Origin of the sequence: Pseudomonas sp. HAR-UPW-AIA-41 (assembly GCF_002304225.1) — a bacterium.
Lineage (GTDB): Bacteria > Pseudomonadota > Gammaproteobacteria > Pseudomonadales > Pseudomonadaceae > Aquipseudomonas.
The window spans coordinates 97,373-120,370 of sequence record NZ_NSLB01000003.1 but is presented as its reverse complement, the minus strand read 5'-3'; the positions used below and the strand labels follow the sequence as shown (position 1 = coordinate 120,370).

General features: G+C 65.3%; 23 protein-coding genes. 9 read left to right on the top strand and 14 right to left on the bottom strand.

The genetic code is table 11. The features are described 5' to 3' along the window. Window positions 1-10: 10 nt before the first annotated feature. Complete coding sequence (locus CK486_RS07795; RefSeq protein ID WP_095939728.1) at window positions 11-1,405, bottom strand: FAD-binding oxidoreductase; 1,395 nt, start codon at window positions 1,403-1,405, stop codon at window positions 11-13. Between the two features lie 186 nt (window positions 1,406-1,591). Here CK486_RS07795 and serA point away from each other — a divergent pair, with 186 nt between their 5' ends. After that, entirely contained in the window at window positions 1,592-2,821 is a 1,230-nt protein-coding gene (gene serA, locus CK486_RS07790) for a phosphoglycerate dehydrogenase (RefSeq protein ID WP_095939727.1), read from the top strand. 42 nt (window positions 2,822-2,863) lie between these two features. On the opposite strand, the gene CK486_RS07785 is transcribed toward serA, so the two are convergent. After that, window positions 2,864-3,358 carry a DUF523 domain-containing protein gene (locus CK486_RS07785; protein WP_095939726.1) on the bottom strand — a complete coding sequence of 165 codons (495 nt, stop codon included), beginning with the start codon at window positions 3,356-3,358 and terminating at the stop codon, window positions 2,864-2,866. Between the two features lie 238 nt (window positions 3,359-3,596). On the opposite strand from CK486_RS07785, the gene CK486_RS07780 reads away from it, so the two are divergent. Continuing rightward, the gene (locus CK486_RS07780) at window positions 3,597-4,148 is read left to right on the top strand and encodes a DUF6160 family protein (protein ID WP_095939725.1); all 552 of its coding nucleotides are present in this window, start codon (window positions 3,597-3,599) and stop codon (window positions 4,146-4,148) included. A gap of 1 nt (window position 4,149) precedes the next feature. On the opposite strand, the gene CK486_RS07775 is transcribed toward CK486_RS07780, so the two are convergent. After that, window positions 4,150-4,770: a 2OG-Fe(II) oxygenase gene (locus tag CK486_RS07775; RefSeq protein WP_095939724.1), complete on the bottom strand. Its 621-nt coding sequence runs from the start codon at window positions 4,768-4,770 to the stop codon at window positions 4,150-4,152. Window positions 4,771-4,870: 100 nt separating this feature from the next. On the opposite strand from CK486_RS07775, the gene CK486_RS07770 reads away from it, so the two are divergent. Next, entirely contained in the window at window positions 4,871-5,617 is a 747-nt protein-coding gene (locus CK486_RS07770; protein ID WP_095939723.1) for a DUF2059 domain-containing protein, read from the top strand. Between the two features lie 139 nt (window positions 5,618-5,756). Here the strand turns inward: CK486_RS07770 and CK486_RS07765 are convergent, their stop codons facing one another. Beyond that, complete coding sequence (locus CK486_RS07765; protein WP_095939722.1) at window positions 5,757-6,719, bottom strand: alpha/beta hydrolase; 963 nt, start codon at window positions 6,717-6,719, stop codon at window positions 5,757-5,759. Between the two features lie 102 nt (window positions 6,720-6,821). Between CK486_RS07765 and CK486_RS07760 the strand changes: the two genes are divergently transcribed. Both CK486_RS07760 and CK486_RS07755 read left to right on the top strand, forming a co-directional pair. Further along, a complete protein-coding gene (locus CK486_RS07760) occupies window positions 6,822-7,388 on the top strand; it encodes a DUF6436 domain-containing protein (RefSeq protein ID WP_095939721.1) in 567 nt (188 codons plus the stop codon). 98 nt (window positions 7,389-7,486) lie between these two features. Then, entirely contained in the window at window positions 7,487-8,977 is a 1,491-nt protein-coding gene (locus tag CK486_RS07755) for a methyl-accepting chemotaxis protein (RefSeq protein WP_095939720.1), read from the top strand. A 1-nt stretch (window position 8,978) separates the two neighbouring features. Here CK486_RS07755 and CK486_RS07750 read toward each other — a convergent pair whose 3' ends face one another. Continuing rightward, the gene (locus CK486_RS07750; RefSeq protein ID WP_095939719.1) at window positions 8,979-10,217 is read right to left on the bottom strand and encodes a sterol desaturase family protein; all 1,239 of its coding nucleotides are present in this window, start codon (window positions 10,215-10,217) and stop codon (window positions 8,979-8,981) included. A 200-nt stretch (window positions 10,218-10,417) separates the two neighbouring features. Here CK486_RS07750 and elbB point away from each other — a divergent pair, with 200 nt between their 5' ends. Together elbB and CK486_RS07740 are read left to right on the top strand one after the other, a co-directional pair. After that, on the top strand, window positions 10,418-11,083 hold the full coding sequence (gene elbB, locus CK486_RS07745; RefSeq protein WP_095939718.1) for an isoprenoid biosynthesis glyoxalase ElbB: 666 nt from the start codon (window positions 10,418-10,420) through the stop codon (window positions 11,081-11,083). A gap of 122 nt (window positions 11,084-11,205) precedes the next feature. Next, window positions 11,206-11,676: a thioesterase family protein gene (locus CK486_RS07740; RefSeq protein WP_095939717.1), complete on the top strand. Its 471-nt coding sequence runs from the start codon at window positions 11,206-11,208 to the stop codon at window positions 11,674-11,676. Here CK486_RS07740 and CK486_RS07735 read toward each other — a convergent pair. From CK486_RS07735 to CK486_RS07720, 4 genes are all read right to left on the bottom strand, one after another. Further along, entirely contained in the window at window positions 11,673-12,122 is a 450-nt protein-coding gene (locus CK486_RS07735; RefSeq protein ID WP_095939716.1) for a YaiI/YqxD family protein, read from the bottom strand. The two genes, CK486_RS07740 and CK486_RS07735, sit on opposite strands and share 4 nt — an antisense overlap. Window positions 12,123-12,125: 3 nt before the next feature. Then, window positions 12,126-14,033, bottom strand: a complete 1,908-nt coding sequence (locus CK486_RS07730; RefSeq protein ID WP_095939715.1) for a cytochrome c/FTR1 family iron permease — start codon at window positions 14,031-14,033, stop codon at window positions 12,126-12,128. Between the two features lie 252 nt (window positions 14,034-14,285). Next, the gene (locus tag CK486_RS07725) at window positions 14,286-14,915 is read right to left on the bottom strand and encodes a LysE family transporter (RefSeq protein WP_095939714.1); all 630 of its coding nucleotides are present in this window, start codon (window positions 14,913-14,915) and stop codon (window positions 14,286-14,288) included. 81 nt (window positions 14,916-14,996) lie between these two features. Next, entirely contained in the window at window positions 14,997-16,916 is a 1,920-nt protein-coding gene (locus CK486_RS07720) for an ATP-binding cassette domain-containing protein (protein ID WP_095939713.1), read from the bottom strand. A 157-nt stretch (window positions 16,917-17,073) separates the two neighbouring features. On the opposite strand from CK486_RS07720, the gene CK486_RS07715 reads away from it, so the two are divergent. Then, on the top strand, window positions 17,074-17,538 hold the full coding sequence (locus CK486_RS07715) for a TIGR02444 family protein (protein ID WP_095939712.1): 465 nt from the start codon (window positions 17,074-17,076) through the stop codon (window positions 17,536-17,538). Here the strand turns inward: CK486_RS07715 and CK486_RS07710 are convergent. Continuing rightward, window positions 17,535-18,386, bottom strand: coding sequence for an AlgP family protein (locus tag CK486_RS07710; RefSeq protein WP_218192094.1), 852 nt, complete (start codon window positions 18,384-18,386; stop codon window positions 17,535-17,537). The genes CK486_RS07715 and CK486_RS07710 overlap by 4 nt on opposite strands. A 115-nt stretch (window positions 18,387-18,501) precedes the next feature. On the opposite strand from CK486_RS07710, the gene CK486_RS07705 reads away from it, so the two are divergent. Next, complete coding sequence (locus CK486_RS07705) at window positions 18,502-19,146, top strand: FKBP-type peptidyl-prolyl cis-trans isomerase (protein ID WP_095939711.1); 645 nt, start codon at window positions 18,502-18,504, stop codon at window positions 19,144-19,146. 59 nt (window positions 19,147-19,205) lie between these two features. On the opposite strand, the gene rsd is transcribed toward CK486_RS07705, so the two are convergent. From rsd to CK486_RS07685, 4 genes are all read right to left on the bottom strand, one after another. After that, complete coding sequence (rsd, locus tag CK486_RS07700) at window positions 19,206-19,679, bottom strand: sigma D regulator (protein ID WP_095939710.1); 474 nt, start codon at window positions 19,677-19,679, stop codon at window positions 19,206-19,208. Between the two features lie 296 nt (window positions 19,680-19,975). Further along, window positions 19,976-20,467 carry a disulfide bond formation protein B gene (locus tag CK486_RS07695; RefSeq protein WP_095939709.1) on the bottom strand — a complete coding sequence of 164 codons (492 nt, stop codon included), beginning with the start codon at window positions 20,465-20,467 and terminating at the stop codon, window positions 19,976-19,978. 126 nt (window positions 20,468-20,593) lie between these two features. Then, window positions 20,594-21,832 carry a heme biosynthesis HemY N-terminal domain-containing protein gene (locus CK486_RS07690; RefSeq protein WP_176481670.1) on the bottom strand — a complete coding sequence of 413 codons (1,239 nt, stop codon included), beginning with the start codon at window positions 21,830-21,832 and terminating at the stop codon, window positions 20,594-20,596. Beyond that, the gene (locus CK486_RS07685) at window positions 21,829-22,971 is read right to left on the bottom strand and encodes a uroporphyrinogen-III C-methyltransferase (protein ID WP_095939708.1); all 1,143 of its coding nucleotides are present in this window, start codon (window positions 22,969-22,971) and stop codon (window positions 21,829-21,831) included. Before CK486_RS07685 ends, CK486_RS07690 begins: the two co-directional genes overlap by 4 nt. Window positions 22,972-22,998: the final 27 nt, after the last annotated feature.

Genomic DNA, 22,998 nt, shown 5'->3' with positions numbered 1-22,998 from the left:
CGCAGTAGCTTCAGACGGGGAAGATTTTGCCGGGGTTCATGATGCCGTTCGGGTCGAACACCGCCTTGACCGCCTTCATGTAGGCGATTTCCGCCTCGGAACGGCTGTAGTGCAGGTAGTCGCGCTTGGTCATGCCCACACCGTGCTCGGCGCTGATCGAGCCGTTGTACTTCTGCACGGTCTCGAACACCCACTTGTTCACCGTCGCGCACTTGGCGAAGAACTCGTCCTTGGACAGGTTATCCGGCTTGAGAATGTTCAGGTGCAGGTTGCCGTCGCCGATGTGGCCGAACCACACCACCTCGAAGTCCGGGTAGTTCTCGCCGACGATGCGGTCGATGTCGTGGAGGAACGCCGGCACCTTGCTCACGGTGACCGAAATATCGTTCTTGTACGGCGTCCAGTGGCTGATGGTCTCGGAGATGTACTCGCGCAGCTTCCACAGGTTCTGTAGCTGCTGCTCGCTCTGGCTCATCACGCCATCCAGCACCCAGCCCTGCTCGACGCAGTATTCGAAGGTTTCCAGGGCCTGATTGGCCACTTCCTCGGTGGTTGCCTCGAACTCCAGCAGGGCATAGAAGGGGCAGTCGGTCTCGAAAGCCGGCGGCACGTCGCCACGAGCCATGATCTTGGCCAGCGCCTTGTCGGAGAAGAACTCGAAGGCGGTCAGGTCGAGCTTGCCCTGGAAGGCGTGCAGCACCGGCATGATCGAATCGAAGTCCGGGGTGCCGAGCACCATGGCGGTGAGGTTCTTCGGCGCGCGATCCAGACGCATGGTGGCCTCGACAACAAAGCCCAGAGTGCCTTCAGCGCCGATAAACAGCTGACGCATGTCGTAGCCGGTGGCGTTCTTGATCAGGTCGCGGTTCAGTTCCAGCAGGTCGCCGGTGCCGGTGACGACCTTGAGGCCGGCCACCCAGTTGCGGGTCATGCCGTAGCGAATGACCTTGATCCCGCCGGCATTGGTGCCGATATTGCCACCAATCTGGCTGGAACCGCTGGAAGCGAAATCCACCGGGTAGTACAGGCCCTTGTCCTCGGCGAACTGCTGCAGCTGCTTGGTCACCACGCCCGGCTGGCACACGGCGGTGCGGTCGTATTCGTTGAATTCCAGAATCTGGTTCATGTAGTCGAACGCCACCACCACTTCGCCATTGGCGGCGACGGCACCGGCGGACAGGCCGGTTCGACCACCGGACGGCACCAGGGCGACCTTGTGCTGGTTGGCCCAGCGCACCACGGCCTGCACCTGCTCGATGGTCTTGGGAAAGACAATGGCGGTCGGGGCGGGGGCAAAATGCTTGGTCCAATCCTTGCCATAGGCGTTCAGCGAGTCGGCGTCGGTGAGTACCTTGCCGGCATCCACCAGGGTCTTCAGCTCTTCGATCAGCGCAGGATTGGTCATTCGCGGAACTCTCAAAGTATTCATGGTCACCCTGAGCACGCTTCATCGGCCAGGGGTGGGTATTTCGGGGGGCTCCTATGCTAGCATACGCCCCCCGCGAATCGTGCCAGCGCCCGACTCGCGGCCCGCGCCAGCCGCTTGCTGGCCGCTTTCCCAGCCATACATCACGGGACAACAGGTACTCCGATGAGCAAGACCTCTCTCGACAAGAGCAAGATCAAGTTCCTTCTTCTCGAAGGCGTGCACCAGAACGCTGTCGACACCCTGAAGGCCGCTGGCTACACCAACATCGAGTACCTCAAGGGCGCCCTGTCCGATGACGAGCTGAAAGAGAAGATCGCCGACGCTCATTTCATCGGCATCCGCTCGCGCACCCAGCTGACCGCCGAGGTCTTTGACTGCGCCAAGAAACTGGTCGCCGTCGGCTGCTTCTGCATCGGCACCAACCAGGTTGACCTGAATGCAGCCCGCGAGCGCGGTATCGCCGTGTTCAACGCCCCTTACTCCAACACCCGCTCGGTGGCCGAGCTGGTTCTGGGCCAGGCCATCCTGCTGCTGCGCGGCATCCCGGAGAAGAACGCCTCCTGCCACCGCGGCGGCTGGATCAAGTCGGCGGCCAACTCCTTCGAGATCCGTGGCAAGAAGCTCGGCATTGTCGGCTACGGTTCCATCGGCACCCAGCTCTCGGTACTGGCCGAAGCCCTGGGCATGCAGGTGTTCTTCTACGACGTGGTAACCAAGCTGCCGCTGGGCAACGCCACCCAGATCGGCAACCTGCACGAACTGCTGGGCATGTGCGACATCGTCTCCCTGCACGTGCCGGAGCTGCCGTCCACCCAGTGGATGATCGGCGAGAAGGAAATCCGCGCCATGAAGAAGGGCGGCATCCTGATCAACGCGGCCCGCGGTACCGTGGTCGAGCTGGACCACCTGGCCAACGCGATCAAGGACGAGCACCTGATCGGCGCGGCCATCGACGTATTCCCGGTCGAGCCGAAGTCCAACGATGAAGAGTTCGAAAGCCCGCTGCGTGGCCTGGACCGCGTGATTCTGACTCCGCATATCGGCGGCTCCACCGCCGAAGCTCAGGCCAACATCGGTCTGGAAGTGGCCGAGAAGCTGGTCAAGTACAGTGACAACGGTACCTCGGTGTCCTCGGTCAACTTCCCGGAAGTCGCCCTGCCGGCGCACCCGGGCAAGCACCGCCTGCTGCACATCCACGAGAACATTCCGGGTGTGATGAGCGAGATCAACAAGGTGTTCGCCGACAACGGCATCAACATCTGTGGTCAGTTCCTGCAGACCAACGAGAAGGTTGGCTACGTGGTGATCGACGTCGACGCCGAGTACTCCGATCTGGCGCTGGAGAAGCTGCAGCACGTCAAGGGCACCATCCGCAGCCGCGTGCTGTTCTAAGCACCCGCTGCAACGGAAAAGGGAGGCCGAGGCCTCCCTTTTTCATGCCTGCGATTCCTGCTGCGCAAGCCAGGACTCGGCCTGCGCCAGCTCCTCCTCGTTGAGCACGAGAACCCCGGCACGACGCAGGGCCGCCGCCGTTACGCCTTCACCCGGCACGCGCACGCCACTGAAACTGCCATCGTAATTCTCGTGATTGCCGCAGGAAGGGCTGCGCGCCTTGAGCACGGCCAGACGAATGCCGTGCTCCGCGCACAGACGCAGAGCTTCCCGCGCCCCGGCCAGGAATGCCGGGCTGACATCGGCACCCTCCACCGTCAGAACCGCCAGCTCGCCATCCAGCACCCGCGCCCCCTGCCCACCGGCAATCTCCGCTGGCGCCCGCGGTGTCGGCAGGCCGCCGAACACCTCAGGGCACAAAGGCACCAGCCGCCCTTCTGCCTGCCAGCGCAGCAACAGACTCAGCGGGCCATGGGCACCGCCGTCATAACGCACCGGCTGCCCGAGCAGGCAGCGACTGACCAGTATCTTTTCCATAAGTCCCTTGTGGCCTGATGTAACAGACGCCTTACCCAAGATCACAAACTCGCCGCGAATGCATGCCGGCAAGGCTCAACCTTAGTCGCAGAAAACTGCCAAATCCCAACCTTCAGCCGCTCTGGAACAAGGGCTACAGCCCATCCTTCGGCGGGAACCGCAGGCACGCCCTAGTGAGGCGGTAGCGCCGCGCGCACACTGCCGCGCAAACAACATCACCTCGCCACGGATTGCCGCCATGCTCAAAACAGTCACCCTCGCGCTGACCTGCTGTTCGGCGCTGCTCAGCCTGAACGCCCAGGCAGCCCTGCAGGCGCTGAACAATAAGGACCTAAGCGACGTCACCGGTCAGGCCGGGATCACCCTGACCCTCGACCTCAAGACCCAGATCGGCAAAGTCGCCTGGGAGGATGATGGCAACAGCCTGCAGATCCGCAATCTGGTGATCGACAACGGCTGCGTGGCGCCCGGTGCCTGCCCGGTCGGTGTCGCCTATGGCGCTGCCAAACTGTACTTCATCAGTGGCCTGGTAAACGCTCCGACCCTCAAGGTCGACGTGGTTGATCAGGGCGGCACGAAGAAACTGCAACTGCAACTGCCCGACCTGAAGACCACCAGTGACCAACTGCTGGCCGACGGCATCATCACCCAGCCACTGACCATCCGACTGCGTATTGCCGGAGAACTCGGACTGGGTAATCAGGGTGCGCCGGGTTCAAGCACCCTGGGCGCCTTCGAGATTCGCGACATCAGCAATATCCGCGGCACTATTCGCGTCTGGGGTCACTGACCTAGAACGGTGCCTGTCCGCGGCGGCGGAACCAGCCGGTCAGCGACAGCCGTTCACGGGTCGCCGGCAGCACTTCGTGGGGCAGGTTGGCGGACAGGAACACTGCCAGCGTGCCCAGCTGCGGCAGCACATCCTGTGGCTCAGCGCCTTCGGGATACAGTCGCAGCGCACCACCCTCTTCCGCCAGCCAGGCTTCGTTGAGGTAGAGCACGGCCGACACCGCACGCCGGTCATCGTCGCGAAAACGATCCACATGCTTCTGATAGAAGGCGCCGGGCTCATACAGGGCAAAATGGCACTCGAAGTCCTCCAGCCCCAGATAGAGCTGCCGGTTCAACTCGCCGCGCAAGCTGTCCATCAGGGCCAGATAGCGGTCGCTGACCGCCGCCTGGCCAGGCTCCAGCCACTGGATGGCATCGCCGCGGATGCCTTCCTGTACCTGAGCACCACCGGCCCGGCCGACGCCAGCGGCCTTCAATGCGCCCTGCCCGGCCCGACGGCGGCACTCGGCCGCCAGCTCCCGGGCAAAGTCGACGCTCAAGGCCATGGGCTGCAGCGACCAGCCGGGGCCGGCCAAGTCGTCGCAGATCTGTTGCAACTGGGATGCGCTGAAAGTGTCCATAACCTAATTCTACCTGTTTGCCGCTCGGCCTCGACAAGCCGGGCACCCGCGCCAGACAATACCCGCGCCGGCCAGGACGGCACCTAAAGACGGAGTGACCATGCGACCCTGTTTGCTGTTTGTACTGACCCTGCTTTCCCTGCCCGCCTTCGCCGATACGCTGCAAGAGCTGTATCAGACGGCTGGCTGGCCCAAGCAGCGCAGCCACTTCAGCGACGCCCTGCAGGCCGCCCAGCAACGCTACCAGACGAGCCTGCCGCCGGCCCTGTATGAAACCCTGCTGAACAACAGCAACCGCCGTTTTGCAGCCGAGGGCATGGAGCAGCGCGCCGAGGCCGCTCTGCGCAGCAACCTCGATGATCCAAAGCCGGCGCTGACCTTCTTCCAGTCCGCCACCGGGCGCAAGGTCATCGCCGCCGAGGTGCAGGCCACCCGTAAAGACCAGTTGGCCAAGCACAGCCAGGGTCTGCCACGCATCGAGGCCGACGCCACCCGCCGCCTGCAGATCCGCCACCTGGCGCAGGCGCTGCCGGCCAGCCAGGCCGGCGCCGAGGTCAGCCTGGCGCTGGCCGGTGTCGCCGCCGACAGCCTCAGCCAGATGCTCCCCGGTCTGCTCGGCGCCGACCAGGCTCAGGGCATGCTCGATGCCCAGCGCCAGCATCTGCAGGCGCAGATCGACGGTGATCTGGACAACACCCTGCTGTATGTCTATCGCCAGCTGTCCGACGCCGAACTGGAAGAGTTCGTCAGCTTCGCCCAGTCCCCCGCCGGCCGCGACTACTACCGCGCCGCCCTGGCTGCGGTGAAGGCCGCTCTGCAGGGGCCGGTGCAGTCGGCCGGGCTCTAAGAGCCTGCTCAAAGGCTGCTGCGCGTCGGCCATGCTGCGTTGAAATCGGGCTCAGAATGCTCATTTACCGCTCGTAAACTGCGCTTCTTCGCCCAATTTCGCCTTGCTTGACTCTAGCTCGCGAGACTTTGAACAGACTCTAAGCGAGCCGCTGACTCAGGCGATCGAAGTAGTAACGGCGCAGGTCGGCACGCTCGTTGACCAGATGATGACGCGCTTCGGGCAGGATGATCAGTTCGGGCTGATCGAACTTGGCCTGCAGCACGCTCAGGTTATGCCGCCAGTCCACCGTCATGTCGCCCTGACCCTGCACCACCAGAGGCCGCCGCTCGCTGCGTGGCGCCGCCTCGATATGCGGAATCCAGCGTGACAGCGCGCCGACCCACGCGGTCGGCAGATGCTGCGGCTGCAGGGGGTCGCGGTTCTGCACGAAATCAATGAACTCGGCATCATGGGAATTGGCGTAGAAACGCCGCGGGATGGACTCGGCAAAAGGTCGCATCAAACGGTAGCTGAGTAGCGACCAGCGCCAGGCGCGCGGCCGCACCAGCGGGGCGAACAGCAGGGCCTGTCCTTCCTCCGGGCGTGGCGCACCGGTCAGCAGGTAATCCAGCAGAATCGCTCCGCCGGTGCTTTGCCCGGCCAGATGCCAGGGCGCCGGCAGCTGCAGCTCGGCAGCCTGAATGAACAGCCCGTCGAGCACCGTCTGGTATTCGGCGAACTCGCCGATGCTGGCCCGCGCGCCACTGGACAGGCCATGCCCCGGCAAGTCGCAGCCCAGCACGGCAAAGCCCATATCCAGTGCCCAGCGCAGCAGATGGCCGTAAAGGCCGAGATGGTCGTAATAGCCGTGCAGGAGTATCAGCGTGGCGCGGGGTTTCTCCGGCAACCACAGCTGGGCAGCCAGCTCGTAGCCACCCACCGACATCCGGCCGAGACGATGTTCGAAAGTGTCCGGCAGGCCATAAAACGCCCGGTAGGCCTGTAACCCCTGGCTGGACTCGTCACTGCCGAGCACCGGGCGCAGGGCTGCCTGCAGCCGCTCGGGCTGGAACGGCCCGGCGGCAGGCAGGGAAAAACCGGTTGTCGAGAAACTGGGCATGAACGCATCGCCAGCAACAAAGATGACTACCGATATTCTGCTGCGACGCCGCCCGTGGCAAGCTAGCGCACCTCAAAGCCTGCCACCGACGACGACCCGCGCATGCCCCGCCGCAAAACCCTGCTCGCCTGCCTGCTCGCCCTGCTCTGGGTCGGTCTGATGGCGGCTGCCTTCTGGTGGTATCAGGCCCGTTACATCCGCCCCTTCACCGAACAGACAGCGCTGTTCGACGGCAGCCTGCTGCAACTGCCCGGAGAGCTGCGCGGCCCCGGCCCGGTGCGCCTGGTGCATTTCTGGGACCCGGCCTGCCCGTGCAATGTGGGCAACCAGCAGCATCTGGGCGAACTGCTGGCGCGCTTTGGCGAACACGGCGTGGACTTCTACAGCGTGCGCAAACCCGGTACTCAGGGTGAACTGCCGGCACCGCTCAAGGGCCTGCAGGCACTGGCAACGCTACCCGGCAGCGAGCAGTTGCCGGCCAGCCCGGCCGTGGCCATCTGGGACAAGCAGGGGCGTCTGGCCTACTTCGGCCCCTACAGCTCGGGGGCGGTGTGCACCTCCAGCAACAGCTTCATCGAGCCGATCCTCGAAGCCCTGCTCGCCGACCGCCCGGTGCAGGCGTCAAACAACCTGGCGGTGGGCTGTTTCTGCGACTGGCAGAACGACTGAAGCTGCAGCAGCGCCTAGACTAAAGGCTGATCCGGTAAAGCGAACGGGCTGCCTGCCGATACTCTGCTGCCCGCTCCCCACGTCGCACGAGGTACGCCATGACCCTTTCCAGTCGTATGGACAAGCTCTATCGAAAAGCCGACCAGCTGATGCTCGGCGTCGTCTGGCTGCTGTTTCTCTATGCCCTGATTCTCGCCAGTCTGAGCGACAGCTGGGGCCAGGCACTGGTGATCGGCGGTGGCACCGCCCTGGCCATGAGCGTGCTCTATGCCCTGATTCCGGGCCAGCGCCTGCTGCGCGCCTGCATGGGCGCCGCCTTCATGGTCATGAACGCGCTGCACATCAACCAGAACCACGGCATGACCGAGATGCACTTCGGCATCTTTGTCATACTTGCCTTCCTCACCGTGTACCGTGACTGGCTGCCGATCGTCACCGCCGCGGCGGTGATCGCCGTGCATCACCTGCTGTTCTTCTCCCTGCAACAACAGGGCAGCGGCGTTTATGTGGTCAGCAATGGCAGCTGGGGCATCATCTTCCTGCATGCCCTGTATGTGGTGGTGGAAAGCGCGATCCTCATCTACCTCGCTCTGCAGGGGCAGCGCGAAGCCGCGGAAAGTTCGGACCTGCTCGATACCGTGGGCAACCTGCTCAGCGACGACGGCAAGGTCTCGCTGCAGCCACGCTGCCGTGAGCAGGGCACCGTGGCCAAGCGCTTCAATGCCTTCCTCGACCAGCTGGCGCAACTGGTCAGCCAGGTACAGCAGGGTGCCAGCCAGCTCACCCAGATGGGCGCCCGGGTTGCCAGCGCGACCCAGGACCTCAGCCAGGGCAGCCAGCGCCAGCAGAACGAAGCGGCCTACATCTCCACCGCCATGCAGCAGATGAGCAGTGCCGTCAGCGAAGTTGCCCAGCATGCCGACAGTGCCGCACAGAACGCCCAGCAGGCCAATCAGCGCGCCAGTCAGGGCAATCAGGCGCTGGGCGTGGCCAACGGTGAAATCGAGCGCCTGGCCCAGCACATCGACGGCACCGATCAGGAAGTGCAGTCGCTGGCCAGCCAGTCGGAGCAGATCGGCAAGGTACTGGACGTGATCCGCGCCATTGCCGAACAGACCAACCTACTGGCCCTCAACGCCGCCATCGAGGCTGCCCGCGCCGGAGAACAGGGCCGTGGCTTTGCCGTGGTGGCCGACGAGGTACGCAATCTGGCACAGAAGACCGCCAGCTCGACGGCGGAAATTCAGGACATCATCGGCCGCCTGCAGCAGGGCAGCCGCCAGGCCGCCAGCGCCATGCAGCAGAGCCGCCAGAGCGTGACCCGCTGCGTCGGCGAAACCCAGAGCACGGCAAGTCTGCTGGCCAATGCCGCCGAGGAGATCGCCAGCATCACCCGCATGAACGAGCTGATCGCCGCGGCCACCCACGAGCAATCAGCCGTGGCCAGCGAAGTGCAGCAGCACCTGCAAGGCGTGCAGCAGGTCGCCGAGCAGGCCGCTCTGGACGCCAGCGAACTGGAACAGGACAGCCGCGAACTCAACGCCCTGGCGCAACGCCTGCAGGTACTGACCAGCCGCTTCAGCGGCTGAGTCAGGCTGCAACCCCCTCCGCCGGCTCGCGACTCAGCCACAGCAGGCCGGCAGCGCTGAGCAGGCTGTAACCGGCCAGCCACGGCCAGACGGCCACGCCCGCCGGCACCAGGCCAAGCGCCAGCGCCGCTGCCAGCAACGGCGCATTGAGCAACAGGCGCAGCCACTCCAGTGCAGTCGCGCTGGGCCGGTTCTCCAGCCACATGCCGATGGCATACAGCCCGTAGGCTACCCAGCCACAGCCGATCATCAGGGCCGCATAAGACGCCTGCGGCGCCTGCATCAGCAGGCCCGTGGTACCCAGCACATAGACGGCGAACTGCAACGCGGCATAGCACTGGCGGCCGCGCCCCAGCGGCACCTCGAACTTGCGGAAGCTGGCCAGATCGGGCTTGGCCAGCGGGTACTGCGCCGCCACATCGGCCGGGCGCCAGCCGGTGGGCATGAACCAGATGCGCAGCTTGTCCCACCAGGAGCCGGCCCGCACGGCATCACGCCACAGCTGCACATAGAACTGCACATTGGCCCACAGCGGGTTCCAGCTGGCCAGCGGCGTGGTCACACCGAAGATAACCGGCTCTTCGTCCAGTTCTTCCTGGAAGGTGCCGAACAGCCGGTCCCAGATGATGAATACGCCGCCGTAGTTGCGGTCCATGTAGACCGGATTCTGCGCGTGGTGCACACGGTGATTGGAGGGTGAAACGAAGACCCACTCGAACCAGCCGAGCTTGGGGATATGCCGCGTATGCACCCAGAACTGGTAGAGCAGGTTCAGCGCCGCCACCGTGAGGAACACCAGCGGCGGCACGCCGGCCAGCGCCATGGGCAGGTAGAAGATCCAGCTCAACAGGAAGCCGGTGCTGGTCTGGCGCAGGGCGGTGGAGAGGTTGTACTCCTCGCTCTGGTGATGCACCACGTGGGACGCCCAGAACACATTGCGCTCGTGGCCGATGCGGTGGTTCCAGTAGTAGCAGAAGTCGTAGAAGACGAACGCCAGCAGCCACACCCAGAGTTCATTGGCATCCAGCCGGAACAGCGCCAGCTGCTCGAACGCCACCGCGTACACCAGAATGCCCAGCGCCTTGGTCAGCAGGCCCAGGGCCTGGGACAGCACGCCGGCGCTGAGACTGTTGATCGCATCCGCCAGGCGATAGGTGCGCACACCGCGCCAATGATCGACGACCAGCTCCAGCGCAATCAGCAGAAAGAAGAAGGGAATCGCATACAGAACGTAATTCATACCGCCGCCATGCCTCAATGCCATACCCACTCAAGGGCTTCCTGTTCATCCTAGTCGCCCGGCCACAAGGTACAGGCAGCGGCGGATGACAGGTCGAGCGGCATTTGGCGACAAACTCAGACTCGACGCCTGCCCCCGCCAGCGGGTAAAACGGATGCCATAAGCCATGGCCTGCGGGCCGCTGAATTCAGGAGTTAGCAATGAAGCAGAAAGTCGCGGTGATCCTCTCCGGTTGCGGCGTATATGACGGCGCCGAAATCCACGAAAGCGTGCTCACCCTGCTGCGCCTCGATCAACGTGGCGCCCAGGTGCAGTGCTTTGCCCCGAACATCCCGCAGATGCATGTGATCGACCACTACCGCGGCGACGAGATGGACCAGCAGCGCAACGTGCTGGAAGAGTCGGCGCGCATCGCCCGCGGCAACATCAAGGACCTGCACGAGCTGCACGTCGCCGATTTCGACGCGGTGATCCTGCCGGGCGGCTTCGGCGTGGCCAAGAACCTCTCCGACTTCGCTCTGCTCGGCGCACGCTGCACGGTGCAGCCCGATGTACTGGCCGCCACCCAGGCCTTCGTCAAGGCCGGCAAGCCGGTCGGCCTGATCTGCATCGCCCCGGCACTGGCAGCCAGGATCTTCGGCGCCGGCGTCACCTGCACCATCGGCACCGACCACGAAACCGCCCAGGCCATGACAGCCATGGGCGCCGTGCATGCCGAATGCGCCGTGGATGACATCGTCATCGACACCCAGCACAAGCTGGTCACCACCCCGGCCTACATGCTGGCCCAGTCGATCAGCCAGGCGGCGGCCGGCATCAACAAGCTGGTCGATGCCGTGCTGGAACTCAGCCACACCCCGGGCTGAGCCCGGCGCGGGAAAATCCTGCCGCCATCCGGCCAGAGTCGCGGGCACAAGCGCCGCGCCTCTGGTCGCCAGCAGGCAATTGCGGCAGCGTGCAGAACCGTCCACGGATCCGGAGCCGCGTCATGAGCCATCCCCCCTTCGTTCTCACCGACGAGCTGCGCGCGGCTGTCGCCAGCTTCTTCGAGCGCATTCCGTTCAACCGGCTGCTGGGCATCGAGCTGGATGAGCTGAGTGCCGAACGGGTCACCATGCACCTGCCGATGAAGCCCGAGCTGATCGGCAACTTCGTCCAGGGCATTCTCCACGGCGGGGTGATCTCGACCCTGCTGGATGTCTGCGGCGGCGCCATGGCGCTGATCGGTGCCTTCGACAAGCACCAGCACCTGTCCAGTCAGGAGCGCATGACGCGGCTGTCCAAGCTCGGTACCATCGACCTGCGCGTCGACTACCTGCGCCCCGGCCGCGGCCAGCGTTTCACCGCCACCGCCGTGCTGCTGCGTTCCGGCAACAAGGTGGCGGTGGTACGCAGCGAGCTGCACAGCGAAGACGGCACCCTGGTCGCCGTCGGTACCGGCACCTATCTGACGGGTTAGCGCAAAAGGCGGGTCAGCAGACGGTCGAGCGCATTGGCAAAGGCCTGACGGTCCTTCTCGCCACAGGCCGCCTGACCGCCACCCACCTGCCCCTGTTCGCGCAGGTCGGTAAACAGATTACGCACCGCAAGCCGCTCGCCCATGTTGCGCTCGTCGAACTCGCGGCCACGGGGATCGAGGGCGGCCACACCCTTCTTCACCAGACGGTCGGCCAGCGGCACATCGCTGCAGATCACCAGATCGCCGGGCTCGGCGTGTTCGACCAGATGGTCGTCGGCCGCATCCGGGCCGCTGGGCACCACGATCAGCCGGACGCAGGCGAAGTTGGGCCGTGCCACGGCCTGCCCCGCCACCAGCACCACCTCGAACCCCCGCTTGAGGGCGAACTTGACCACCTGATCACGGGCCAGACGCGGGCAGGCATCGGCATCGATCCACACCCGCACCGGTCAGCCCTCCACGGCCGGGCGCAGCTGGCGGCTACGCCACCAGTCACGCCCGTAGAACAGCGCGATCAGGGCCAGCACCAGCCCCTGCGCGGCCAGCCCGTAGGCATCCGGATGCACGCCCAGCCAGTCCAGTTCGAAGAACGGCACCGGCGCCAGCGGCAGGCGCCCGGCCTCCTGCAGGGCGGCCACGCCATGCCCGGCGAACACCACGGCCAGCGCGCACATCAGCAGCGCATTGGCGCTGAAGAAGGCACCCAGCGGCAGCCGCGCCGCGCCGCGCAGAATGACCCAGGCCAGACCGAGCAATAGCACCAGTGCAGCCAGCGCACCGGCGATCACCCAGGGCTGCCCCGCAGCGCCGGCCTGCAGCCAGAGGGTTTCATAGAACAGGATGACCTCGAACAGCTCGCGGTACACCGCGATGAAGGCCAGCAGGGCGAAACCGAAACGACCGCCACTACCCAGCATCGACTGGCGCAGGTAGGCCTGCCAGGCATCGGCCTGACGCCGGCCATGCATCCACACCCCGAGCCACAGCAGCATCACACTGGCGAACAGCGCCGTGCCGCCTTCCAGCAGCTCGCGCTGGGCGCCGCTGATGTCCAGCAGCAGGGCCGCCACCGCCCAGGTGACGAAGCCGGCGACCAGCGCCAGGCCCCAGCCGAGGTGCACACTGCGGGTTGCATGCTGCTGACCGGTCTTGTTGAGGAAGGCGAGGATGGCCGCCAGCACCAGAATCGCCTCCAACCCCTCGCGCAGCAGGATCAGCAGGCTGGAGAAGAAGCTCAGCGACTGACTCAGGCCATCGCTACCGAGAACCTCGACACAGCGCTGCAACTGCTCGCCCGCCGCCTGCAGGCGCACCTCGGCCTCGCTGGCCGGCAGTTGCTCCTGCAGGGCCTGACGGTAGGCCATCAGGGCCTGTTCGGTGCGTTTTCGCTGGGCCGGGTCGACATTGTTCAGCGCCCCTTCGACCAGTTCGAAGCCTTCCAGATAGGCCGCCACGGACAGGTCGTAGGCCTGCTCGCTGGCACCCTCGCGATAGGCCTTCAGGCTGGCCTGCAGGGTCTCGCGGGTGAACTCGATCAGTTGCGTCGAGGAACGCTGCGGCAACTGTGGCTGTGCCCGCGCCGCACGGAAGGCGGCGGCCTGCCCGGCTCCCTCGCTAGCCGCAATCGCCGCCGGCGTCAGGCCGCTGAGCTGCTGCAGGCTGAATGTCGAGGCCGGGGCGGGGCTACCCGCCGGCACGCTGAGGCTGGCAACATAGACGGCCAGATCCCAGCGCTGGCGCTCATCCAGCTGATCGGCGAAGGCGGCCATATCGGTACCGTCCACACCCAGTGTCAGGGTGTTGAACAGGTCATACAGGCTAAGTTGATCCAGCCGCGCGGTATTGGTCAGGTTGGTCGGTGCCGGCTGCATACCGATGCTGGCCGGGCCATCACCCTGACCGCCAACGCCGTGGCAAACGCTGCACTGCTGGGCGAACAGCTGGGCGCCGCGCCGGGCATCCGGGGTGATAACCGGGCTCTGGCTGACCGCGTAGGCCTTGGCCAGCTGCTGAGCCAGACTGCGCGCCTGCAGGCTGACCGCGGCGCCGTCCTGACGCTGCTCGATGGCCTGCCCCAGCTGCGCCAGACCGGTGAGCAGAGAGGCCTGAGCCGTGCTGGCCGGCAGGCTCTGCACCAGCGCCGGCAGGAGTCTGGCAAACTCCTGCTGCTCGCGGTACTCGCCGGCGTCGCGGATCTCACCCGCCGAGACGGTGGCCGGGTAATCCGCGGCCAGATAACTCAGCAGATGCAGGGCCTTGGCGGCCGCGGCGGATGACGCCTCCTGAGCCATGGCGGGAGCCGTGCAGGCGAGCAGCAGCGGCAGCAGGAAGACAGCGAGACGGCGCAGAGGATTCATTCGCGACAGCCAAATGAGAATGGGAACAGGTTGGATTGTCCTCTTCTTGCAGAGTTCCAACAATCCACCTGCGCCCGCCGGCCTGCGGCGAAATGCCGCCCGGCCGGTATCAGAACCGGTTCAAAGTCTCGCGAGCTAGAGACAGGCAAGGCGAAATTGGGCGAAGAAGCGCAGTTTACGAGCGGTAAATGAGCATTCTGAGCCCAATTTCAACGCAGCATGGCCGAAGCGCAGCAGACTTTGAGCAGGTTCTCAGGCGGTGCGGCGAACCATGGCCAACAGCCCGGCCGCGGCGATAAACAGACCACCGAAGGTGCGGTTGAGCAGACGCTGCTGGTGCGGCTCACGCAGGGTCCGCAGCACCCGTGCCGCCAGCCCGGTGTAGCCGGCCATGACCACCAGATCGACGGCCACCATGGTCAAGGCCATCAGCAGGTACTGGCCAAGGAGCGGCTGGCGGGTATCGAGAAACTGCGGCAGCACCGCGAGGATGAAGACGATGGCCTTGGGATTGCTGGCGTTGACCAGAAAACCGCGCAGCACCAGCGTCAGCGGGCGACCCAGCGGGCGTTCGCCGGTGGCGGCAACTATCTCGCTGGGCGGCGCCACCCACTGCTTCCAGCCAAGGTAGACGAGGTAAGCCACGCCGAACCACTTGATCAGCCCGAACGCCAGCTCGGAGGCAGCCAGCACCGCCCCCAGGCCGGCGGCAACGATGGCGATCTGCAGCAGCAAGGCCAGCTGCAGGCCGAGAGCATTCCAGTAGCCGCGCCAGAAGCCGTATTGCAGGCCGGCGCTCATCGAGGCAATCGCACCGGCGCCCGGCGACAGGCTGATCACCCAGCAGGCAATGAACAAGGCAATCCAGGTATCCAGGCTCATGGCATCACCACCTCAATCAACCAGGGTTCAGCGTAGTGCTGCCGCGGGCACCGGGAAAACCCGGGCTGCGGCGGCACCACTTCACTCGGTCTGGGCCAGTTGCTGCTCCAGACTTTCCAGCTCCTCCAGCGCGGCCATCCAGGCTTCCTCCAGCTCGGCCTCGCGGCTCTTGAGCTGGGTCTGACGGGCCAGCAAGTCGCGCAGTTCATCCTTGCGCGCGGCCTCGTACAGCGCACTGTCACCGAGACTGGCTTCAACCTGGGCCAGCTGCTCATGCAGGATAGACAACTCCTTCTCCAGCTTGTCGGCGGCCTTCTTGTGCGGCGCCAGTTGCTGGCGCAACGCGGCGGCAGCTTGACGCTGAGCGCGCTTGTCGGTCTTGTCAGGAGCACCGGCAGCCGGTGCCGGCGAACTGCTGGCCGCCTGCCGCGCGCGGTAGTCCACCAGCCAGCGGCTGTAATCATCCAGATCGCCATCGAAGGGCTGCACGCGGCCATCGGCGATCAGCAGAAACTCGTCGGTGGTGCTTTTCAGCAGATGACGATCGTGAGAGACCACCAGCACCGCACCGGCAAATTCCTGCAGAGCCAAGGTCAGGGCCAGACGCATTTCCAGATCGAGGTGGTTGGTCGGCTCGTCGAGCAGCAGCAGGTTGGGCTTCTGCCAGGCAATCAGGGCGAGGGCCAGACGCGCCTTCTCACCACCGGAGAAATTCACCACCACTTCATCACAGCGCGGCCCGCGGAAATCGAAGCCACCGAGAAAATCGCGCAGGGTCTGCTCGCGCTCACCCGGGGCGATGCGCTGCAGGTGCAGCAGCGGACTGGCCTTGGCATCCAGACCGTCAAGCTGATGCTGGGCGAAATAGCCGATGGCCAGGTTTTCGCCGCGCGCCAGTCGCCCGCCCAGCGGTTGCAGCTCGCCGGCCAGGGTCTTGATCAGGGTCGACTTGCCCGCCCCGTTGGGGCCCAGCAGGCCGATACGCGCGCCCGGCACCAGCTGCAGTTTGACCTGCTGCAGCACCGCCTTGTCGCCGTAGCCGAGCTGCCCTTCGCTGAGGTCGAGCAGCGGGCTGGAAATCTTGTCCGCCTCGCGGAAGCTGAACTCGAACGGCGAATCGACATGGGCCGGTGCCAACTCTTCCAGACGCTCCAGCGCCTTGATCCGGCTCTGCGCCTGGCGTGCCTTGGTGGCCTGCGCCTTGAAGCGGGCGATGTACTTTTCCATGTGCGCGCGCTGCGCCTGCTGCTTGTCGTACGCCTGCTGCTGTTGCGCCAGACGCTCGGCGCGGGTGCGCTCGAAGGCCGAGTAGCCGCCGCGGTACAGCGTCAGCTTCTGCTGTTCGAGGTGCGCGATATGGTCGACCACCGCATCAAGGAAATCGCGGTCGTGGGAGATCAGCAGCAGGGTGCCGGGGTAGCTCTTGAGCCAGCCTTCCAGCCAGAGAATGGCATCGAGATCGAGGTGGTTGGTCGGCTCGTCCAGCAGTAGCAGGTCGGACGGGCACATCAGCGCCTGCGCCAGGTTCAGGCGCATACGCCAGCCACCGGAAAAGTCACCGACCCGGCGCTCCATCTGCTCGCTGGAAAAACCCAGACCGGCCAGCAATTTGCGGGCGCGGGCATCGGCGGTATAGCCCTGGGCGTTATCCAGCTCGATGTGCAGACGGGCAATGGCGGTGCCGTCGTGCGTCTCCTCGGCCTGACTGAGCTGCTGCTGAATGCGCCGCAGCGTTTCATCACCGTCCAGCACATAGTCCACCGCCAGACATTCGAGGTTATCCACTTCCTGACGCATGTGGGCGATGCGCCAGTCCGGCGGGAGCTGGCAGTCGCCGGCATCCGGCTCCAGCTCGCCCCGCAGCAGGGCAAACAGGCTGGACTTACCCGCACCGTTGGCGCCAATCAGACCGGCTTTCTGGCCGGGATGCAGGGTCAGCTCGGCGCCTTCGAGAAGGCGTTGCGGGCCGCGTTGCAGGGTAAGATTCTGTATCTTGATCATGACAGCCTGTTCGCTCCCTCGCGCGCGCCGCAAGCAGCGCGACAGGCGAAAAAGCGCAATTTAGCGAGAATGGACAGACCCGGGCGGCCACCGCATGGCCAGCTTCCGGGTTCTCTACGAAACGCGCAGTCTACCACTCCTAGCCACGGAGCCAGCGATGCCAAGCGACCTGTGGAATTTTGCCTGCGACCGCTACGCCCGTCCGGGCGTGGAAAGCGCCTGCCTGCAACTGCAGACCAAGGGCGCGGATGTCTGCCTGTTGCTGACCGCCGGCTGGCTGGGCAGACACGGCGTAGCCTGCACGCCGGAGCGTGCCGAAGCCCTGCAGCAACAGGCCAGGACCTGGCAGCAGGATGTCATCACGCCGCTGCGGGAACAGCGTCAGCGCTGGCGCCAGGCCGCGCAGCAGGACGCCCGGTTGCACGAACTGCGCGAAACCCTCAAGCAACTGGAACTGCAGGCTGAACGCTACCTGCTGGAGCGCCTGCAGCAACTCAGCGAGCACTGGCCCACCGGACAAGGCGAAACACTGGACGACTGGCTGAATGCACTGGGCGGCCCGCAGGCCGCCCAGTCGGAGGATGCGCAGCGGCAGTTACGCCGCGCGCTGCACGAAGCTTAAGCCTGCGGCTTGGCCTCGGCCGCCGGCACTGCGGCAGGAGTGGCAACAGGCGCCACTACCGGCTTGGCCGCTGCCGGTTTGGCGGCAGGCTTAGCGGCTGGCGCCTTCTTGACCGCCGGCTTGGCAGCCGGTTTTGCAGCAGGCTTGGCCGCCGGTGCTTTGGCTGCGGGTTTAGCGGCGGCCGGCTTGCTGGCGACCGGCTTCTTCGCCACAGCCGGCTTGGCCGCAGCAGCGGGTTTCTTGGCGACTGCAGGCTTGGCCGCAGCAGGCTTGCTGGCCGTCTTGGCTGCCGGTTTGCTGGCAGGTTTGGCCACAGCTTTAGCCGGAGCCTTGGCAGCAGCAGTGGCCGGTTTGGCAGCGGGCTTGGTCGCAGCCGGCTTACGCGCCGCCGGTTTTGCCGCTGCCTTGGCCGGAGCCTTCTCGGCGGCGGCCGGTTTGGCCTTGGCCTCACGCAGCCCCAGTGCCTTCACGGCAGCCTCACGCACCTTGCCGACGCCCTGGGCCAGCTTGAGGCTGTCCTCGGCATCTTTCTTCAGCTGCTGAATGTACTGGCGGGTCTCGCCCTGACGCTTGGCCAAAGCTTCCAGCAGCTCTTCCAGCTCGGCGATGGCGCTTTTCGCCTTGGCCTGGGCCTTGGCTTTACCTGCCACAGCTGCCTGCTCCAGCTTGCTTCGCGCCTCATGCAGTTTGGTCTGAGCCTTGCCACGCTGTTTTTCCAGCTTGGTCAGCAGCTTCTCGGCATCTGCCAGGGCTTTGGCACAGGCATCCTCAAGGTGCTCAAGCAGGCTGTGGGACAGTTGCTGGAGCAGATGCAGCGGGGTGGTCACTGACTTCTTCTTGGCCGGCATGATGAGCCTCCTGGCGATGGTTAAGCGCCCATACTAGACGCCCCGAAGTGGCGACGCCAACACCCGTCACCAGCGCACTGGCATAATCGTCGGCCTGTCCGGCCGGAGATTCCCCATGCGCTGTCTGCCCTTGCTGCTCGTCGCCCTGACCCTGCCATCACTCGTTCTGGCCGAAGCCAAAGATAACGAAGCGTTGTCCTACAGCCTCGGCGTGCGCCTGGGTGAGCGCCTGCGCGATGAAGTGCCGGAACTGCAGCTGCAGGCTCTGCTCAAAGGCCTGCAGCAGGCATATCGCGGCGAGAAGCTGGATCTGCCGGCAGAGCAGATTGAAGACCTGCTCGCCGCCCACGAAGCCCGGCTGGCCAGTGCAACAGATGACAGTCCGGCACAGCAGGCCGAACGGCGCTTCCTGGCCAAAGAAAAGGCCAAACCCGGCACCCACGAACTACCCGGCGGCGTGCTCTGGCGCGAGCTGCGCGCCGGCCAGGGGCCCAAACCCACGGCGGATCAGCAGGTCAGTGTGCGCTACAGCGGTCGACTGGCCGATGGCACGCTGTTCGACGAAAGCCAGGAGCCGCAATGGTTCCGCCTGGACAGCCTGATTGCCGGCTGGCGCACTGCGCTGCTGGCGATGCCGGCCGGTGCACGCTGGCAACTGGTGATTCCGTCGGCGCAGGCCTATGGCGCAGAAGGTGCCGGCGACCTGATTCCGCCGCACGCGCCGCTGGTATTCGAAGTGGAATTGCTGAAAAGCCGCTGACCAGCAGCGGCTTTTGCGGGGAGGCGTCAGGGAGGCCCGGCAGACACCGGGCCGAACCATCACACCGGCTGGGCGACCTGGCTGCTGTGCGCGGTATGCAGCACTTCGATCAGGCAGTCTTCCAGCTCGAAGCGTTCATGCAGCAACTGGCCCAGACGTTTCAGCTCGGTGCTGAGGCATTCGCCTTCACGGCTGTCACCGTTGTCGCAACGATCATTGAAGGCCAGCGCGGCCTCGGTGATGGCTTCGATGCGCGGGTAGATCTGTTTGGCCAGCTCCAGGCCACGCTGATCACCAAAGGCACGGGCCTCGGCCATCAGTTGCTCGTACACCTCGAAATGACCTGCCGACACGTAATCGACGAGGATCTGGCAGAAACCGATCAGCTCAGCGCTGTGCGCCTTGGGTGCCGGCACTTCAGCATGCAATGCCTCAAAGGCGGTGATCAGCTCGTGGCGCTCGCGCAACCAGCGGTCGATCAGCAGGTGTACACCACCCCAGCGTTCCTGGGCATTTTGACAACTATCAAGCATGACGATTCTCTTCCCTATGAAGTTCTCGTTATTGATCCCCGCCGTGAACACTCCTGTCACGGCACTGCGGATGGGAAGGCGCTGCGGATAGGTTTTTATCTTGGCAGGGGTGAGGCCCGCGGCGCGCAAAGCCAGATTATGCCCGTGGCATAACGCCAGCAAGCGCGGCTTTCATACGAGCGTTTAATTGCCGGAGGCGCTGGCGGGGACGTCCCGCGCGGCGCGCCAGAGCTTAATCCCCCAGCGGCAAGGCATGGCGCAAGAGCCCGGAAGCGAGGCCCTGCGCCGCTTGCGCATCAGCTGCGGCGCAGCCCCTGGTAGAGCGCCAGGCCAATGCAGACGACAAAGCCGAGCAGACTCAGCTCCGGAATGCTGAGGCCGAACAGGGTCCAGTTAACTTCTGCGCAGTCGGCACTGCCATGCAGCACCACGCGGATGATTTCCTGGAAGGGAAAGGCCTGCAGCATGTAGTCGAGGCTCGGCAGGCAGGCGGGCAACTGATCGGCCGGCACGGTCTGCAGCCAGATCTGCCGGCCGGCAGTGGCGGCGCCGCACAAGGCGAACAGTCCGGCAACGCCGGCATAGCCCATGCGCCCGCCGCGCCCCGGGTTATGGATAGCAGCCAACAGGCAGACCAGACCGAAGGCGATCAGCAGGATGCGCTGCACGATGCACAGCGGGCAGGGCTCCTGGCCCAGCACATGCTCCAGATACAGCGCCGCGCCCATCATGGCAACGCAGGCAAGGAAGGCAAGAGCAAACAGATTGCGGGGACTGGCCAGCGGCATGACAACACCTATGGGTAAAAGAGGCGGCTACGGTAGAGGAAAGCGCCCGCCCCTTTCAAGCGAGCCTGGCACAACCAGGACGCGCGGGCGCTGATCGCAGATAGACCGCCTTGTGTCGCCAGAGTTTCAGCCGTGCTGCACGGGCATGGGCAGGGCGGGCAGGTGCTGCTCGAGCAATTGCACGCTCTCCTGGAGCAACTGGTTGCTGCGCTCAGTCTCACCCAGATGGGTCAGCAGGCGCCCCAGCTCGGCACAGGTTTCGGCGGTGCGGGCAAAGCTCAGACTGCTCTCGAAGTACTCGCGCGCCTTGCCCCACAGCTGGCACTGCAGACACAGACGGCCGAGACAGAGCAGCAAAGCGGCATCGCCGGGATTGTCCTTGAGCCAGCCTTCGGCCAGTTGCAGCTGGCGCGCTGGGTCGCGGCCACGCAGGCTGCCGAACAGGCCCAGCAGGTCGCGCCGGAAACCGCGCTTAAGCACCGCGCGCAGCGCCTCCTCGGCCTCGGCCTCGCCCCCCAGTTGCTGCAGTTGCTCGGCATACACCACCACCAGCTCGGCCTGCTCGCGCTGGGCTTTGCTGAGTTGCTGCCAGGTACGCTGCAGCGCCTGGCTGTCGCGCGTAGCAAGTCCCTCGCTGCCGGCAGCGCGCAGACGGCCCTGCCAAACCTGCAGTTCCAGACGGTCCAGCTCTTCTGCCGCCAGCACCTTGGCCTTGCGCAACTCGGGCAGCAGACCGAGCAGCGCGGACCAGTCACCCCGCTGCTGCTGCACCTGCAACAGGTGGCGCAGCACCTGACGGTGCAGCGGATGACGCTTGGCCATGACCTCCAGAGTCTCCAGAGCACCCTGCAACTCACCACGGGACTGCTGCATCTCGGCATGCGCCAGAGCAATGGCCAGTTCCGCCTTGGGCTGACGCTCCAGCGCCCGCTCCAGCAGACGCTCGCTCTCCTCGACCTGCCCCAGCTTGTGCGCGGCACGCGCCGCACCCAGGTAATGCATCAGCGGACGCGCCTCGCCCTCGGCGGCGCGCTGCAGGTGACGCAGGGCCCGCGCCCAGCGCCCTTCTGCCAGATCGAGCATGCCCTGCTCGGCTGCCTGCTGCACGCGGCGCTGGTTGTTGCGCCGCGACCAGGGATTGATGACCCGCCCGGAAGCGCCGAGCAGACTCACCAGCCACCAGCTCAGCCGCCACAACAGCCAAAGCGAAACCAGCAGGGCGAGGGTGAACCACAGGCTCGACTCGAAACGAAAGCCTTCGAAGGCAATCAGCACATAGCCGGGCTCGGGAGTTTCGACGAAGAAATACAGCCAGGACCCGGCGGCGGCCAGCAGCACCAGCAACAGCACAACGCGCAGGATCATGGCGCTGGCTCCTCTTGCACTGGCGCAGCGGGTGTTTCCGGCACGGGCTGGGCGTTGATGCTGTCATGCCGGCGCAGGTAGGTCTGCAGCGCGGCCAGGGCCGGATCGAGATCGGGCACCACCACGGCGACCGGCTGAGTACCCAGAGCCTGAATGCGCGCCAGCAGGGCCTGGCTCTGCGGGGTATCCAGGTTGAAGTAGGTGGTCAGGTTCTGCTCGGCCTGCTTCAGAGCATTGGCATAGATGTCCTGCTGAGCGTTCAACGCCGCCCACTGCGCCTGCTCCAGCGCCAGCGAAATGCTCAGCTGAACCTGAGCCAGCCCCTGACCAGTGAGTTGCGGGCGCACACTCTGGGCGGCATTGAATTCGATGCGGAAGTACGGCGAGAGGGTTTCCCAGACATCCGCCCACCAGCTCTGCCCATCCCCTTCAGACAGCAGGTTGAGGTTATCCGCGGCGCCCTTTTCGAACTGCGGACGCAGGCTCTGTACGCCACCGACCTGCTCGCGCAGGGCCGCCAGTTGCAGGAACAGCCCCGTACGGTCGGGCTTGGGCAGGCTGCGCAGCGCCTCCAGACTCAGCGCCAGTTGCTCGCGGGCGGCGAACGACGCCGGATCATCCTGCTCGCGGAGAATATCGTCGGCCGCCTTGACCAGCGCTTCGGCGCTGTTGATGTCCTGCAGGGCTTTCAGACGCAGAGTGGCCAGTCGCAGCAGGTGCTCGGCTTCGGCCAGACGCCAGTGTTCGCGGCTCTCGCCCAGCAGGCGGTCGAGACGCTCGGCCAGCACCTGCTGCTCGCCCTGCACCGTGGCCAGCAGACGCTGACGCTCCTCCAGCTGGGCCGGGGTTGGCAGCTCGGTCAGACGGGCCTGCAGCTGCTGGTCACGTTGCGCCAGGCTCTGCGTGGCGCCGGTCGCCTCGTTGAGTTGTTTGATCAGCAACTGCTCACGCGCTTGCTGCTCCTGCTGCTGGAGGAGCGACCAGCCCGCCACGCCACCCGCCGCCGCGGCCACCAGCAGGGCGAGCAGGGCAAGACCGTTACCCCGTTTGGCGGCAGCAGGCGCCGGAGCCGGCTGGGGTTTCTCGCTGGGCGCGGCGGCCGCCGGTTGTTCGACAGAGGTAGAAACTGCGTCGCTCACGTATCCATCCTTTGCTCGTCGAGAGCT

What these genes read in the sequence shown, in the direction of transcription:
- CK486_RS07795 (WP_095939728.1), bottom strand. Translation starts at nt 1,405, where the DNA reads ATGACCAATCCTGCGCTGATCGAAGAGCTGAAGACCCTGGTGGATGCC.
- serA (WP_095939727.1), top strand. Translation starts at nt 1,592, where the DNA reads ATGAGCAAGACCTCTCTCGACAAGAGCAAGATCAAGTTCCTTCTTCTC.
- CK486_RS07785 (WP_095939726.1), bottom strand. Translation starts at nt 3,358, where the DNA reads ATGGAAAAGATACTGGTCAGTCGCTGCCTGCTCGGGCAGCCGGTGCGT.
- CK486_RS07780 (WP_095939725.1), top strand. Translation starts at nt 3,597, where the DNA reads ATGCTCAAAACAGTCACCCTCGCGCTGACCTGCTGTTCGGCGCTGCTC.
- CK486_RS07775 (WP_095939724.1), bottom strand. Translation starts at nt 4,770, where the DNA reads ATGGACACTTTCAGCGCATCCCAGTTGCAACAGATCTGCGACGACTTG.
- CK486_RS07770 (WP_095939723.1), top strand. Translation starts at nt 4,871, where the DNA reads ATGCGACCCTGTTTGCTGTTTGTACTGACCCTGCTTTCCCTGCCCGCC.
- CK486_RS07765 (WP_095939722.1), bottom strand. Translation starts at nt 6,719, where the DNA reads ATGCCCAGTTTCTCGACAACCGGTTTTTCCCTGCCTGCCGCCGGGCCG.
- CK486_RS07760 (WP_095939721.1), top strand. Translation starts at nt 6,822, where the DNA reads ATGCCCCGCCGCAAAACCCTGCTCGCCTGCCTGCTCGCCCTGCTCTGG.
- CK486_RS07755 (WP_095939720.1), top strand. Translation starts at nt 7,487, where the DNA reads ATGACCCTTTCCAGTCGTATGGACAAGCTCTATCGAAAAGCCGACCAG.
- CK486_RS07750 (WP_095939719.1), bottom strand. Translation starts at nt 10,217, where the DNA reads ATGAATTACGTTCTGTATGCGATTCCCTTCTTCTTTCTGCTGATTGCG.
- elbB (WP_095939718.1), top strand. Translation starts at nt 10,418, where the DNA reads ATGAAGCAGAAAGTCGCGGTGATCCTCTCCGGTTGCGGCGTATATGAC.
- CK486_RS07740 (WP_095939717.1), top strand. Translation starts at nt 11,206, where the DNA reads ATGAGCCATCCCCCCTTCGTTCTCACCGACGAGCTGCGCGCGGCTGTC.
- CK486_RS07730 (WP_095939715.1), bottom strand. Translation starts at nt 14,033, where the DNA reads ATGAATCCTCTGCGCCGTCTCGCTGTCTTCCTGCTGCCGCTGCTGCTC.
- CK486_RS07725 (WP_095939714.1), bottom strand. Translation starts at nt 14,915, where the DNA reads ATGAGCCTGGATACCTGGATTGCCTTGTTCATTGCCTGCTGGGTGATC.
- CK486_RS07720 (WP_095939713.1), bottom strand. Translation starts at nt 16,916, where the DNA reads ATGATCAAGATACAGAATCTTACCCTGCAACGCGGCCCGCAACGCCTT.
- CK486_RS07715 (WP_095939712.1), top strand. Translation starts at nt 17,074, where the DNA reads ATGCCAAGCGACCTGTGGAATTTTGCCTGCGACCGCTACGCCCGTCCG.
- CK486_RS07710 (WP_218192094.1), bottom strand. Translation starts at nt 18,386, where the DNA reads ATGCCGGCCAAGAAGAAGTCAGTGACCACCCCGCTGCATCTGCTCCAG.
- CK486_RS07705 (WP_095939711.1), top strand. Translation starts at nt 18,502, where the DNA reads ATGCGCTGTCTGCCCTTGCTGCTCGTCGCCCTGACCCTGCCATCACTC.
- rsd (WP_095939710.1), bottom strand. Translation starts at nt 19,679, where the DNA reads ATGCTTGATAGTTGTCAAAATGCCCAGGAACGCTGGGGTGGTGTACAC.
- CK486_RS07695 (WP_095939709.1), bottom strand. Translation starts at nt 20,467, where the DNA reads ATGCCGCTGGCCAGTCCCCGCAATCTGTTTGCTCTTGCCTTCCTTGCC.
- CK486_RS07690 (WP_176481670.1), bottom strand. Translation starts at nt 21,832, where the DNA reads ATGATCCTGCGCGTTGTGCTGTTGCTGGTGCTGCTGGCCGCCGCCGGG.